The organism is Flavobacteriales bacterium, assembly GCA_025210805.1.
Taxonomy (GTDB): Bacteria; Bacteroidota; Bacteroidia; order Flavobacteriales; family CAJXXR01; genus JAOAQX01.
Map to the genome: position 1 here is coordinate 80986 of JAOAQX010000023.1, position 15508 is coordinate 96493.

Genomic DNA, 15508 nt, shown 5'->3' on the forward strand with positions numbered 1-15508 from the left:
AATGATTAATAGTTGGTTAATTTATTGTTTCTTAGTATAAGTAGCTGTTACATTCTCAGTGTCTCCACCAGCAATAACAGTATAAGTGAGTTCTATTTTGTCGTAGTTTATCGTAGATGTTCCACTCCCTGAAATAGTATTGTCATTTTTTACTTGATTCGGAATAGAGATTTTATTGTCAGACAAATCAAATTGAACGGAAACGGTATTTCCTAAATTATGAAAGTTCTTTACGAGTATAGTTTCGTCAATATCCGCTTTAATAATCTCTGCTGTATAGTTTGAAGTTCCAAGTATACTATTTACCTCCGTAACATTCCATTGTCCTACATATTCTTCACGAATATCGCCAGTGTCTGTTTCGTTATCTTTTTCACAAGATATCATAAAAACAAAGCTGAAAATAGCAATGATGAATATCCTTATAAAATTCCTCATTTTCATTTGGTTACAATATTTTTTCATCAACAATATTGGGTAAAGTTACGATTAATTTTTCATTTTGTTCCATCGCTCTTTTGATGGCAAATGTTGCTCCTTCGTTTCTTGCCCAATTTCTTCTTGCAATCCCGTTATTAACATCCCAAAATAGCATGTTTTCTAATCTTCGGTTTGCATCGTCGCTACCATCCAAAAGCATACCAAAACCACCGTTAATTACTTCTCCCCAGCCAACTCCGCCTCCATTGTGGATGGAAACCCAAGTAGCTCCACGGAAACTATCTCCGATTACGTTTTGTATTGCCATGTCGGCAGTGAATCTTGAACCATCATAAATATTGGAAGTTTCTCGGTAAGGAGAATCGGTTCCAGAAACATCATGATGATCTCTTCCAAGTACTACAGGCCCTATTTTTCCTAAGGAAATGGCTTCGTTAAAGGCTTTAGCAATTTCTATTCTTCCTTCTGAATCAGCGTAGAGAATTCTTGCTTGAGAACCTACCACTAACTTGTTTTCTTGGGCTCCATCTATCCATTGGATATTGTCTAACATCTGCTGAGAAATCTCTTTTGGAGCTTTTTTGTTAAGATTTCTTAAAACTTCTTTTGCTAGATCGTCCGTGTAAGCCAAGTCTTCTGGTTTACCAGAAGTACATACCCAACGGAAGGGTCCAAATCCATAATCAAAGCACATTGGTCCCATGATATCTTGTACATAAGATGGGTATTTGAAATCTACACCATTTTCTGCCATAATATCTGCTCCAGCACGTGATGCTTCCAAGAGGAAGGCATTTCCATAATCAAAGAAATAAGTTCCCTTTGCCGTGTGTTTGTTTATTGCATCTGTTTGCCTTCTTAAGGATTCCTGTACTTTTTCTTTAAAAAGTTCAGGCTGATTAGCCATCATTTCATTGGCTTCTTCAAAGCTTAGCTGTACTGGGTAATATCCTCCTGCCCACGGGTTGTGTAAAGAGGTTTGGTCGGATCCTAGATCGACATAAAGGTTTTCTTCTGCAAATTTTTCCCAAATTTCTACAACATTTCCTAAGTAGGCTATTGAAACAACTTCTTTGTTTTCTTTGGCTTTTCTTACACGAATGACCAGTTCGTCTATATGTTCAACTACTTCGTCAATCCATCCTTGTTCATGACGGATTTTAGTGATCTTTGGGTTTACTTCTGCACAAACTGTGATACAACCTGCGATATTTCCTGCTTTTGGTTGAGCACCGCTCATTCCTCCTAAACCTGCTGTTAGAAAGACTTTTCCTGAGAGGTCTTCACCATTTTTAGCTATTTTTCTTCCTGCATTGAGTACTGTAATTGTCGTTCCATGTACAATTCCTTGTGGACCAATATACATATAAGACCCAGCAGTCATTTGACCATATTGAGTAACTCCCAATGCATTAAATTTCTCCCAATCATCTGGTTGAGAATAGTTCGGGATCATCATTCCATTTGTAACCACCACTCTTGGTGCATCTTTGTGAGACGGAAAAAGCCCCATGGGATGCCCAGAATACATTGCCAATGTTTGATCTTCTTCCATTTGTGAAAGATATTGCATCGTAAGGCGGTATTGAGCCCAGTTTTGAAAAACTGCACCATTTCCTCCGTAGGTAATGAGTTCATGCGGGTGTTGTGCCACAGCATAATCCAAATTATTTTGAATCATAAGCATAATAGATGCTGCTTGTTTGGACTTTGCAGGATATTCATCTATTGGTCGGGCATACATTTTATATCTTGGGCGTAATCTGTACATATAAATTCGCCCATATTTTTCAAGTTCTTCCTTAAACTCTTCTATCAGTTCTTTGTGTTGATGTGAAGGGAAATATCTCAGTGCGTTTTTAAGTGCAAGTTTCTTTTCTTCTTCATTTAGAATCTCTTTTCTTTTAGGAGCGTGATTAATGCTCTCTTCGTAAGGAAGAGCCTCTGGTAATATATTAGGAATTCCTTGCTTTATATCTTCTTGGAATTGTTCTAAAGTCATTTTTTTCTGTTTTCTTTCTTGCGGTTAAATTTTTCAGTAAACCCATACGGACAGTGTCTGCACATATTTTCACAACAGTATCCTCTTTTTAAATGATATGCTTCTGTAAAAACTTTGTAACCTTTTTCGGATAAATAGTAATCTTTATTATCGGTTTTATTATCCTTGTTTTTTTCTGCTTCAAACATACATTACAATTGTTGAAATTCCAAGTAGAATTAACCCTGTTTTAACAATTTTTTAACAAGATAAAATTTGAGAAATTTCAGTGCTAAGTACTGCTTGATCAAGTTCTTTCTGTTCACCAGTGGACATATTCTTTACAATAGCAGTGTTCTTTTTTATTTCATCCTCTCCAATCAACACCACAATTGGTATTTGTTTTTTATTGGCGTAGTTCATTTGTTTCTTCATTTTTGAAGATTCGGGATAGAATTCTGCTGAAATATTATGCGCACGAAGTTCCTTAATCAGTTTTAGAGAAAGCGTGGTATTTTCTATTCCAAAATTAATAAAGCATACTTGGCAAGTGGATTCTCTATATTCTGGGAAAAGTCCTAACTCTTCAAGTACGAGATAGATTCTATCTAAACCAAATGATATACCTACACCAGACATATTTTTGAGTCCAAAAATACCTGTAAGATTGTCATAACGACCTCCACCACCAATAGATCCAAGTTGTACCTCATTGGAAGTTACTTCAAAAATGGCACCTGTGTAGTAATCTAATCCTCTGGCAAGTGTTAAATCTAGAACAAGTTGAGATTTATTGAGTCCAAGTTCTTTTATTGTTCCGAGAACAAATGTGAGTTCCTCAATTCCTTTTTGTCCTATCTCGGAGTGAGCCAAAAGAACCGATAATCCTTGGATGATTTCATCATTTGATCCTTGTAGTTCCAGAAATTTCTTGATGATTTCAATGGAAGAATCAGCAATTTCTTTTTTACTTAACTCCTCTAATACTTTATCTAAACCAATTTTATCTAGTTTATCTAAAATGACGGTAAATTCTCCAAATTTATTTTCAATATCCGCTATTTCGGCAATACCTGCAAGAATTTTTCGGTTATTCATTCTTATAGAAACATCCAATCCTAGACCACTAAATACTTGGTCATAAAGTTGTACGAGTTCTACTTCGTTTACCAAAGAATCTGAACCGATGATATCTGCATCGCACTGGAAAAACTCACGATATCTTCCTCTTTGTGGTCTATCTGCTCTCCAAACGGGTTGAATTTGATATCTTTTAAAAGGAAAAGTAAGCTTACTTTGGTTCATCACTACATAGCGAGCAAAGGGTACGGTGAGATCATATCTTAATGCACGATCACAAATTTTGGGTGTTAACTGTGTATAGTTTTTTTCTTCTAAAACAGTAGATTCTATTTTTTTTAGATACTCCCCATTGTTCAAGATTTTAAAAATCAATCTGTCTCCTTCTTCTCCATATTTTCCCATTAGGGTTTGGTAATTTTCAAAAGAAGGTGTTTCTATTGGGGCAAAAGCATATTGTTCGAATGCTTTTTTGATATTATTAAAAATAAAATTTCTCTTTTGCATTTCTATAGGTGAGAAATCTCTTGTTCCTTTTGCCAATGATACTTTCATCGTTGTTTTTTAAATTTTTTACTTCCTTGGTACATTTCTACACCGATCAGTTCACATTCTATTTTACCTTGAAAAATACGCCCGTATTTCTTTTTTGGCTTTAAGCCAATTTTTTTACTGAGTTCATGCCTAGGTGCAATAAACCAAGCTTCGGAACCCGAATAATTTTGTTTCAAACAATTACCAATTCCTGAATAAAGCTCCATCAATTCACTTTTAATACGCATATTATAAGGAGGGTTACTCATGATAAAACAATTTTGAAGCGGTTTTTGTTCCTCCAAAAAATCGGATTTTTGTAAGCTAACCACATCATCTAGTTTGACGTTTTCAAGATGTTTTTTGGTCATTGCTAAGCATTTACCTTGCTTATCGGCACCATAAAATTGATGTCCGAAATAGGTGATTTTATCGATGCTTACTTCTTTTATTTTTTGCCAAAGTGCTTTATCAAAACCTCTCCAATGCATAAATGCCCAATTTCTACGAATAATTCCTCCTGGAATATCTTGTGCATGAAAGATTGCTTCTATTAAAAAAGTACCCGATCCACACATAGGATCATAAAAATCTTTTTCTTTTGGCCAGCCTGCAAGTTTGAGTAATCCAGATGCCAAGACTTCATTTATTGGTGCTTGGTGTTTTTCTGTTCGGTAGCCTCTTTTAAATAATGGTTGCCCTGATGAATTGAGGTAAACCGTTGCTCTTGTTTCTTCCACATGGACAAATACAGGAACGTCGGGTCTTTTTGCATCTACATTAGGTCTTTCACCATTATATACTTCTTTAAAACGATCCACGATTCCGTCCTTCGTTTTGAGTTCGAGATAATGAGTGTTATTAAAAGTATGAGAATTAAATGCTACAGCTTTTACCACAAAGCTTTTGGCAATACTTATATGATGTTCCCAGTTGATATTGTTGATATTATTGTAATAATCATCTTCGTTATAAAAACGGAAATAATCTATTTCTACCAAAACATCAATAGCAGTACGAAGGCGAAAATTAGCTTTATAGACAAACCCTATATCTCCTTTACAACTTACTGCTCTGTTTTTTATCTTGACATCACGTCCTCCAATGCGTTTAAGTTCTTCACTTAACACTTGTTCTAGACCACTGAATGTTCTTACTACTATGTTTAAATTGTCGTTTTGCATCATTGTCGCAAATATACTCTTCTCTATTCTTTCGAACAATAATTTTTTTTACTTATGTTAAATAGTTAAGTGAATATACTATTCATGATGTATTTTCAGCAAGTAATGGGAGAAAATTGATCAAAAGTTAAACGGTTTCTTATAAATAATACAAATGCTTCTTAAATCTTCTGTTTGTAGCGTATTATTCAAATGTTTTCTTTAAAAATTTTTCTAATTGGTCAACTTCGAGATCCTTGGCAAGTATCACTCCGTTTTTGTCTAAAAGATAAGAGTAGGGGATATAGTCAATTTGATATTTTTCTATCAAAGGACTGTTCCAACCTATGAGATCTGAGGCGTGGCTAGAGAAGTTTAGTTGATCTTCTTGAATTGCCTTTTGCCATTTGGCTTTATGATCATTTTTGGTTTCTTCTTTGATGTCTCCATCAAAACTAATTTGTAGGATTTTAAAATCCTTTTTTTGATATTTTGGATACAATTCTTTCAGTTCACCATTTGCTTTGCGGCAAGGTTTACACCAAGAAGCCCAAAAATCTATAAAAAGATAATTTCCTTTAAAATCGTCGGTACTAATTTTTTTTCCTGCCAAAGATTTTAAAGCGATTGTTGGGAGTTTTTCACCTACTTGAATCCCTGTTTTAACCTCGGGAGTAGATTTGCAGCTATGGAAAAAGAAGGCAACCGAAAGGGTTGCCAATAGAGTGATTTTTTTGATCATTTTTTAGTCAATTCTTGTGATATCAGCACCTAGTTTTTGAAGTCTTTCTACAATATTTTCGTAACCACGGTCTATTTGTTCTATATTGTGAATAGTAGATTCTCCTTTTGCAGAAAGTGCGGCGATTAATAAAGAAATTCCCGCTCGTATATCTGGAGAAACCATATTCGTTGCCTTTAGCGGACTTTTATGCTCGTGTCCAATAACGGTAGCTCTGTGTGGGTCACAAAGAATAATTTGCGCACCCATATCTATAAGTTTATCAGTGAAGAAAAGACGTGATTCAAACATTTTTTGATGAATAAGAACAGATCCTTTTGCTTGCGTAGCTACCACGAGTACGATACTTAGTAAATCTGGAGTAAAACCAGGCCAAGGAGCATCTGCAATGGTAAGAATTGAACCATCAATAAAGTTTTCTATTGCATAACTATCCTGAGCAGGAATATAAATATCGTCACCTTTTCGTTCTAGTTGGATTCCTAGTTTTCTGAAAACAGTAGGAATTTGCCCAAGTTTGTCATAAGCAACATCTTTAATGGTCAGTTCAGATTTTGTCATGGCTGCCATTCCTATCCAAGATCCTATTTCAATCATGTCTGGTAGGATTCTGTGATTACAACCTTCCAGTTTTTCTACACCTTCTATATGGAGCATATTAGAACCAACCCCCGTGATTTTTCCACCCATGGCGTTAATCATCTCACAAAGTTGCTGAATATAGGGTTCGCAAGCGGCGTTATAGATTGTTGTTTTTCCTTTTGCCAATGCTGCTGCCATTACAATATTTGCAGTTCCAGTAACCGAGGCTTCATCTAGAAGCATAAAAGTTCCATTAAGTTCTTTGGATTCTATGCTGTAGTATCGTTTTTCCTTGTTGTAAACAAATTCGGCTCCCAAGTTTTTGAGTCCAATGAAATGGGTATCAAGTCTTCTTCTTCCTATTTTATCACCTCCTGGCTTTGGAATTCCTGCTTTTCCAAAACGTGCCAAAAGTGGACCAACAATCATAATTGACCCTCGAATGGAAGCTCCTTTTACACGAAATTCTTCGGTTTCCATATATTCGAGGTTAATTTCATCTGCTTGAAAAGCAAAAATTCCTTTACCTCTTTTAGAGACTTTTACTCCTAAATCTTGTAGGATTTCTATTAGTCTGTTTACGTCAATTATATTTGGGACATTAGAAATAACCACTTCCTTATCGGTAAGCAATACGGCGCAGATTACTTGTAATGCCTCGTTTTTGGCACCTTGTGGGGTAATATTTCCTGAGAGTTTTTTTCCTCCTCTTATTTTAAATGAAGCCATTTTTAAATATTTTTTTCAAATTCCTTTCAAAGATAAGGTTTGAAAAGTGGATTTCGAAATCTAATTTCATTTTCTTTTAAGATTTATAGATAAAAAAACGGGGGATATACTTGTTTTGTCATATTTAATACTGGTACTTATTAGTTACATCAGGAATGGTTTTGTCTGTGCATGTTTTCTCTTTTAAACAAAATATTTTTGTACTTTGGTAAGACTTATAATGAGTTTGGTAATTATTTTTAGGACGGAACGCAGTTTTAATCGGAAAAAGTATTAGAAAATGGACATTATTGAGAAAATAGTCATACCTATAATTGGAATTTTAGTTTCAATTTTTGCTGCATATGTAACAGCAAATAAAGTCTATAAATCACAACTAGACAATGGAAAAGTTTTATTGTTGGAAATTATAAAATGATCATTAATAATTATGACAGAAATAGAAGAGCCAAAACGACGAAGTTATTTAAGGCAGATACTTGGTAAAGAATACTTTATATTGAAGCGAAAATTCCATTGGTTTTTTGGTAATAAAAAATGGGCTTTAACGAAACAAAATAAACAGTTTGAACATCTTGTTTTTACGCACAGATCGATGATTTTGAGACCACTAAAAGACGTTGATATGTACTTACAAGAAAACAAAAGAACCAATCTTAAAATAGCTGTTTCTCACCTTGATAAAATTATTATAAAACCTCATGAAACATTTTCTATTTGGAAACTTGTTGGAAGACCCACTAAAAGAAAAGGATATTTGGAAGGATTAATTCTCAATCAAGGTCAAATTGGGAGAGATACAGGTGGTGGGTTATGCCAATTAGGTAATTTACTTTTTTGGACTTTTGCTCATTCTCCGTTGACGATAACTGAAAGATACCGCCATGGTTTTGATGTTTTCCCAGATATTAATAGAAAAGTACCTTTTGGAGCAGGAGCGACTCTTTCTTATAATTATATTGATCTACAAGTGAAAAATGAAACGGATAATCAATTTCAGTTGATCCTCTGGCTCGACAAAACTCATCTAAATGTGAATTTACTTAGCGAGAATAAAATTAAAAAAGAATATAAAGTGGAGGAACGTAATCATGTGATGAAACAACAGTTCTGGGGAGGTTATTCAAGACATAATCAAATTTTTCAAATTGAAAATAATAAAGAAGTATTAACGGAGAAGCTACTTGTAGAAAATCATGCAATTATGATGTATAATCCGTTTCTTGAAAAAAAGGAATAAAAAAACAGAGACTCCACAAAAGAATCTCTGTTTTTATAATAAATAAGGGAAATCTATTTCCTAAAGAAAAGAATAGTTTTTTCCGTAATAAAGCATTTGATCTACAAAATTATCTGGATAAGTTATTTTTGCACTAGTGATATTTCCATCAGCATCTTTTACTGGGGCGATAATAGGATTTACAAATCCACTATATGGTGCCGAGTTAAATTGTGCGTTTCTTTCCAAAATTTCTTTATGAAGTTCTTGGTTTACTTTTACTCCATAATTTTCTACTAAGGCTTGCCCTGCTTCAAAATCACCTTCAGATTTTATTCTTTGGGTTTCTCTTAATAAATCTCCGAATAGCGTATGAAGCTTATCGTAATCTAAGACATTAAAATAGGTTTTACCATCTTTTACTACCTTTTCTATTACACGATCTTTTTGACCTTTCTCAAATACCCAAGCAGCAACAAATTGACGGTTTCTCATGTGGGCTTCTTCAATATCGGCACCTTGTTCTAGCCTAATCAATTGTGTCATCAAACCATTTCTTATATATCCATCATAAGCAGCTTTTCCTACAGCTTTCCAGTCCTCTACAAGACCGAGTTCTTGAAGTTTTGGATCATAAAGATAATATAAACCTACTAAATCTGCACGACCTTCTTCTAGTGTAGAAGCATAGTTTTTAAGTGTTTCTTTAGGTTGTCCAATTCCTGCATTTATTTTACCCGAAGCATGTCCAATTACTTCATGAAGTGATGTATGGAGTTTATCTGCCAATGCACCATATTTTTCTTCTAGTTCGATTTCCTCTTTATCATGAGCAAATTCTTTTAATCGATCACTTCCGCCATCTTGAGCATAAGCATAAACAATATTGGCAAGTGAAACAGATTTAGATCCGTGCTTTTCTCTAATCCAGTTATTGTTTGGTAAATTGACACCAATAGGTGTAGAAGGCGAGGCATCACCAGCTTCACCAGCAACATTTACAGTTTTGTATTTGATTCCAACTACATTTTTCTTTTTATGATCCGGTAGTAGGGGAGAATTGTCCTCAAACCATTGTGCATTTTTAGAAAGTACCGACATTTTTTTACTCATGTCAAAGTCCGTAATTTGTACAATAGTTTCATAAGAACCTCTATAAGCTTTTGGGTCATTATACACTTCCACAAAACCATTAATATAATCAATGTCTGTAGGGTTATTTGCCCAGGCAATATTATAGGCGTCCCACATTTTTAAATCACCTGTTTGGTAGTATTTTATTAATAAATCAAAGGCTTTTGCTTGGGCGTCATTCTCGGCAACAGTTTTAGCTTGCTCTAGCCAATACACTACTTTTTCTAGTGCTGTACCATACATACCACCTACTTTCCAAACTTTTTCTTCGAGACTTCCATCTGCTTTTCTTACAAGTTTAGAGTTTAAACCAATTTCAATAGGTTCTTCACCTTGATTTTTAATCGCTTCAGCATAAAATTTATCTACTTCTTCAGCAGTAATATCAGGGTCATAAAAATTAATTGCAGAACCTTTTAGTAGTCCTTTTTTAGGGTCTAAATTAACTTTTTTGGCATCCACATTTTTGTCAAAAATAGCAGTAAGGATATCCTTTGATAATTCCTGATTTGTTGCTGCCAGTAGTGTTTCAAAATAAGTTTGAGAAAAGTCTGGGTTTATTTTGTCATTAGAATAATGATGATGAATCCCGTTTGAAAACCACACACGCTTAGCATAGGTCATAAAAGATTTCCACTCACCACTTTTTTGGTTTCCTTTATAGTTTGCAACAATATTTTCGATTACTTTCCTAATTTTGAGATTATAACGGTAGTTTTGATCCCACATGATATCTCTACCACTTAATCCAGCTTGGTTTAAGAAATAAACTAATTTTTTTTGTCTATCAGATAACTCTTCAAAACCAGGTACTTGATATCTTAATACTTTGATATCTGCAAACTGATCTACTTTCCAGTTAAACGCTGATTTCGTTTCCTTTTTTTCAATTTTTACGTTTTCCTGAGCCTTTTTTTCTTGAGTACAAGAAGAAAGACTTAGCAATCCCATGCAACTCAATGCAATGAGGTTTTTATTGATTCTCATGATTTATTTTTTCTGTTATGAGGTAAAGATAAATATTCTCATGGAAATAGCATGGGAGTCTTCTTGAAGGACATCATTGAAGGTCCCTTTTGTTTACAGAATTTTCTATTGTTAAAAATCTCTTGTAAATCATTGATTTTTTACAAAACAAACAACTTGTTTATTTTATATTACCCTATAATGTTTGTATTGATATTTTCAACACAAAAATCACCCCAAAGGGTGATAGGAATAAATTGAATTTCTGCTGAAATTTGGAAGTTATTGTACACGAGTTTGACTATTGTTTATTAAGTAAGAGAATTGTTATGCAGCTAAGAAGTTTGTATTTAAAAAGGCGAATAGACGCCAATGGAAGAGAATGTTTATCTGGAGAGGTAATCGTTAGAGAAAAGGGTATTGATAAGGCATATCCTGTAAATGAAGTAGTGAGAAAAGATGGTGCTATGGGTTTAATTGGTATTAATCATATCAACTATACAACAACCGTATTAAGTGAGGATTTTGTTTTAAATTTAGCTTATGGTTCAACCCCTTACCCACCTCCTTATTTGATCTCTCAAAGTTCAGAAGAGACAGGAAATGATATTGTGAGTATTTCCCCTCATGCTGTGATTAATGAGTTAAAGATAGAGATGAATACTACGGGTCTTGATTATACAGTAAGGATTAATTTTGACAATGTAGAAGTTTTGCCGTCAATGATTTTAGAACCTGCTCAAAGCCAAGTGAGCTATATTAATCCTGTGGGAAATGTTGGGATAGGTGATTTTTATCCTTATTACAGGCTTATTAATGAAGCTACGGGGAGTAAAGAATGTTTTATAACCAACGCCGAGTTTGTAATTGAAAAACAATATTCTTTTGTGATTACGGATTCTTTAACAAGTAATCCTTTGATGAATCCAAATGAAGGAAATATCTTTGTTTTTCAGCTGAAAAAAAATGAGTAAAGAACAATGAATGAACTGAAAAATCAGATTTTTTATATTTTGATGATATTTATTTTGAGTATAAATCAACAGGTTTGTGCCCAAAATTCTGTTATATCAATAAACGAATATGAGACATATAATGATGCTTTAAAGCTGGAGCGCGTGTATTTTTTGATAGATGCTTTTACGTATTCTGATGATAGTTTGGCGATGCACTATGCAAATGAGTATCTTGATTTGGCAACTAAATATGACCATTCTTTACATCTTGGAGCGGCATATAGAAGAATAGGGATTATTTATTTTAATAGGAATAATTTAGTTAAGGCATTAGAATTTCATAAAAAAGCTCTTGATATTGATTTAAAAAGAAAAAATAATCAAATGGCGATAAATTCCGATGTTACTAATATCGCAAAAATTTATATCCTCACAAAGGATTATGATAAAGCCATTAGGTTGTGTGAACAAATTCTTGCTTCAAATAAGCATAAGGGTACCCCGAAAATGATGGCAGTATCTCAAGGAATATTGGCGAATATATATATCGCTAAAAAAGCCAACCAAAAAGCTTATAATCTTCTAAATAAAGCACTAAGAAATATTCAGTTAAAATCAAAATTAGACACTTGGAATAATAAAAAATATTATGAGCCTTATCTTGCTGATATTTTAGTGTATTATATTTCAGTTTGTTTAGAAGGACAATTTGAACAATGTGATGTTGATAATGATTTATTAAAACTGAAGGGATTGATTGAAAAATATGAGCTGAATAATTTAAGAGCTGATTTTTCCTATTTTGAGAATAAAAATTGTTTTAATAAAAATAAAACACTCTGTAAAGAACAAGAATTAAACAATTATCAGAATATTTTAAATGAAGAAGGATCTTATGATAAAGTTGTCAGAATATTAGAGTTGAAAAGGAATTATTATCATCATCAAAATGATATAGAAAAAGTATTAAACACTATGGATCAAATTGTTTCATTAAAAGAAAAGCAATTTGAGTATGACAAGAATAGTTTTTTAACTAGATATCAAACAGAATTTGAGACAAATATGGCCGTTTCTGAAAAAGAACGTGCGATGATACTCGTTGAGAAGTCTGAAGATAGAATTCGATTTTTTATTATTTTGTTAATCGCCTTGATCTTAATAATCGCCTTTGGATCAAAGGCATATTCTAATAAAAGAAATTTGATGGAGCACGAGCTCTCTTTGCAAAAAAGAACAATTGATGAACTGATTAGTAAAAATGAATTAGAAAGTTTAAAAGGAATTGTTCAAGGTTCCAATGCTGAAAGACAAAAGATTTCTCATCATCTTCATGATACAATAGGAGCAATGCTGGCAACTGTAAAATTCCAGTTTGAATCTTTAAGAATGGGAAATCAGAAATCTCAGGAAACAAAAGAACAGTTATTTCAATCCACAGAAGAGCTCATTGATACATCTTGCACGGCAGTGAGAAGGTTGGCACATGATCTTAATAAATCCTCAGAACAGTTTAATTTATATGAGAATATCATTAGCCTGAAAAACTCTTTAGAATTAGCACAAAAAGCGAAAGTAACTGTTGAAGCATCAGAGTATGAAAATAGCAAAATTGCGTCTTATGGTTATGAGCTTAATAATGTCATTCAGGAACTGTTTAGTAATACCCTTAAACATGCAAAAGCTACAGAAATCCATGTTCAATTGGCAATGTTTGACAATATTTTCCAAATCCTCTTTGAAGATAATGGAGTAGGGTTTGAGATAGAAAAAATAACGCAAGGATTAGGTTTGAAATCCATTCGAAAAAGAGTCAATAAACTAAAAGGTAGCTTAGAAATAGACTCACATAGAAACAGTGGAACTACTTTTATCATTGAAATACCTCTAAAAAATGAGTAAAATAAAAATCGCTTTGGTAGATGATCATTCTCTATTTACCGAAACACTAAAAAATATGCTAGCGAACGAAGATGATTTCATAATTGTTGGGACATTTACTACGGCATCTTCTTTCATCAACTTTGTAGAAAAACAAAGAGTTGATGTGTGCTTAATGGACTTAGGAATGCCACATCTAAACGGTTTTCAAGCTGTAGAACAAACAAAAAAGTATAATGCCTACATAAAGTTTATTGCACTTACAATGTCTAGCTCTGCCAAAAGTTTAAATCAAGCAAAGAGTGTAGGTTTTGATGGATATTTGATAAAAAACACCTCATATAATGATTTGAAAACTGCTATCAAAAGAGTGTCTCAAGGACAAAAGGTATATGACCTTCTTCCTGACGATATGAAAATAAGTTCTGAAGAAAGTCAAGAAAATAAAATCGATTTTTCGGTAGTTACCAAAAGAGAAAAAGAAATTTTAGGACTTATTCTAGATTCCAAAACAACGGAGGAAATTGCTGCCAAACTCTATATCTCCGAAAATACGGTTAAAACACATCGTAAAAACATCTTTAGAAAACTAAAAATAAAAAATAGCGCAGGTTTACTGCATATAGCAGAAGAATATGATTTATGGCTTAGGTAATTGTTGATATTTTAGTAATATCGCATTAAGTCAAACAATTTGTTTATTTTTTATACATTAAATAGAATTATCACAAATTTTAAACAGAAAAATACCCTTAAAGGGTGATTGACACTAATGAATTATCTAAGTAATTTTGAATAAGTTTTTTGGTACAAAGAATATTTGTTTAGCGTAATAAGTTTACAAGGGATGTAAAAGAATAGATAATTAAGATAATACATAGTTTGTTAATTTTGAATAGTTATTTAATAAATAAGCTTGCCATACTCGTTTAAAGTGTTCGAGTTAGTTAAACACAGTATGTGCAATAATGGTTATAAGGTTGGTTATTATACAGGGATAATTTAAAAAAATAAAAATTTGAATGTTTAATAAGTGTTTTTAAACTGAGATCAGACGATTTTCCCCAAATGGTTTGTTTCTCAGTTTTTTTTATGGTATGTATAGGGATTCTCATAAAATTCATCCCTGAAATATCTTACATTTGCGATGAATAAAGAATTGCAGAGCAATTGGATTGTCATTTATCAATTGTTTTTATGAAAATGACAAAACCACCACTCCAAATAAAAAATGCTAGAAACATGAAGCTTGTAGAATGTCCAAGAGATGCCATGCAGGGTATCACAGATTTTATACCCACTGAGTTAAAAATAGATTATCTAAACGCACTTTTAAGAGTTGGCTATGATGTTCTTGATTTTGGATCTTTTGTTTCTCCTAAAGCGATTCCTCAATTGAAAGATACTCAAGAAGTTCTTGAAAACTTAAATTTAGAAGAATCTAAAACGGAGTTATTAGCAATTATTGCCAACTATAGAGGTGCAGAACAAGCATGCAATAATCAACAGATTAAGCATCTAGGTTTTCCTCTTTCTGTGTCAGAGACATTTCAAAAAAGAAATACCAATAAATCCATCAGCGAGGCTCTTGAAAGCATTGCAAGGATTCAAGACTTGGTTTTAAAAGGAAATCAAAGCTTAAATATCTATCTTTCCATGGGTTTTGGAAATCCGTATGACGAGCATTTTGATCCAGAATTATTAATGGAATTGACAGAAAAATTGGTTCAGATGGAAATTTACCACATCATTCCCTCTGATACAATAGGAGTGGCTAGTCCAGAAATTATTCTAGACATTTTTCCAAAATTGATAAAAGAATTTCCAAAAGTAGAATGGGGAGCACATCTACATTCTACCCCACAAAGCACCAAAGAAAAACTCCAAGCAGTTTATGAAGCAAAATGTCATAGATTAGATATGGCTGTACAAGGTTTTGGAGGTTGTCCAATGGCTAAAGATGATTTGGTAGGAAATATTGCAACAGAAAGAGTTCTTAATTTTTTAGAGAATCATAAAATTTCACACAGTTTAAATGCTTTACACTTTGAATCTGCATACAATATTGCTTCAGATATTTTTGAAAATCATCATTAAAAA

The 15508-nt window shown here is 33.1% G+C and carries 13 protein-coding genes; 5 read left to right on the forward strand and 8 right to left on the reverse strand.

Annotation, left to right across the window (positions count from 1 at the left end; translation table 11 throughout):
- Positions 1-21: 21 nt before the first annotated feature.
- From N4A45_08350 to murA, 7 genes are all read right to left on the reverse strand, one after another.
- Positions 22-438: a hypothetical protein gene (locus tag N4A45_08350; protein ID MCT4665225.1), complete on the reverse strand. Its 417-nt coding sequence runs from the start codon at positions 436-438 to the stop codon at positions 22-24.
- 10 nt (positions 439-448) lie between these two features.
- A complete protein-coding gene (locus tag N4A45_08355; GenBank protein ID MCT4665226.1) occupies positions 449-2443 on the reverse strand; it encodes a urocanate hydratase in 1995 nt (664 codons plus the stop codon).
- Positions 2440-2631 carry a DUF5522 domain-containing protein gene (locus tag N4A45_08360; GenBank protein MCT4665227.1) on the reverse strand — a complete coding sequence of 64 codons (192 nt, stop codon included), beginning with the start codon at positions 2629-2631 and terminating at the stop codon, positions 2440-2442. Before N4A45_08360 ends, N4A45_08355 begins: the two co-directional genes overlap by 4 nt.
- A gap of 52 nt (positions 2632-2683) precedes the next feature.
- Complete coding sequence (gene hisS / locus N4A45_08365; GenBank protein MCT4665228.1) at positions 2684-4057, reverse strand: histidine--tRNA ligase; 1374 nt, start codon at positions 4055-4057, stop codon at positions 2684-2686.
- Entirely contained in the window at positions 4054-5223 is a 1170-nt protein-coding gene (locus N4A45_08370; GenBank protein MCT4665229.1) for a THUMP domain-containing protein, read from the reverse strand. The genes hisS and N4A45_08370 overlap by 4 nt, the downstream gene beginning before the upstream one ends.
- 181 nt (positions 5224-5404) lie before the next feature.
- A complete protein-coding gene (locus tag N4A45_08375; protein MCT4665230.1) occupies positions 5405-5941 on the reverse strand; it encodes a TlpA family protein disulfide reductase in 537 nt (178 codons plus the stop codon).
- Positions 5942-5944: 3 nt separating this feature from the next.
- A complete protein-coding gene (gene murA / locus N4A45_08380) occupies positions 5945-7252 on the reverse strand; it encodes a UDP-N-acetylglucosamine 1-carboxyvinyltransferase (protein ID MCT4665231.1) in 1308 nt (435 codons plus the stop codon).
- A 430-nt stretch (positions 7253-7682) separates the two neighbouring features.
- Between murA and N4A45_08385 the strand changes: the two genes are divergently transcribed.
- On the forward strand, positions 7683-8492 hold the full coding sequence (locus N4A45_08385; protein ID MCT4665232.1) for a VanW family protein: 810 nt from the start codon (positions 7683-7685) through the stop codon (positions 8490-8492).
- 60 nt (positions 8493-8552) lie between these two features.
- On the opposite strand, the gene N4A45_08390 is transcribed toward N4A45_08385, so the two are convergent.
- Positions 8553-10592, reverse strand: coding sequence for a dipeptidyl peptidase 3 (locus N4A45_08390; protein MCT4665233.1), 2040 nt, complete (start codon positions 10590-10592; stop codon positions 8553-8555).
- Positions 10593-10900: 308 nt separating this feature from the next.
- Here N4A45_08390 and N4A45_08395 point away from each other — a divergent pair, with 308 nt between their 5' ends.
- The 4 genes from N4A45_08395 (at position 10901) to N4A45_08410 (ending at position 15505) form a co-directional block, all read left to right on the forward strand.
- Entirely contained in the window at positions 10901-11545 is a 645-nt protein-coding gene (locus N4A45_08395) for a hypothetical protein (protein ID MCT4665234.1), read from the forward strand.
- A gap of 6 nt (positions 11546-11551) precedes the next feature.
- Entirely contained in the window at positions 11552-13429 is a 1878-nt protein-coding gene (locus N4A45_08400; protein MCT4665235.1) for a histidine kinase, read from the forward strand.
- Positions 13422-14063: a response regulator transcription factor gene (locus N4A45_08405; GenBank protein MCT4665236.1), complete on the forward strand. Its 642-nt coding sequence runs from the start codon at positions 13422-13424 to the stop codon at positions 14061-14063. Before N4A45_08400 ends, N4A45_08405 begins: the two co-directional genes overlap by 8 nt.
- Positions 14064-14650: 587 nt before the next feature.
- Positions 14651-15505 (forward strand): hydroxymethylglutaryl-CoA lyase, encoded by an 855-nt coding sequence (locus N4A45_08410; protein MCT4665237.1) that lies wholly within the window; start codon positions 14651-14653, stop codon positions 15503-15505.
- Positions 15506-15508: the final 3 nt, after the last annotated feature.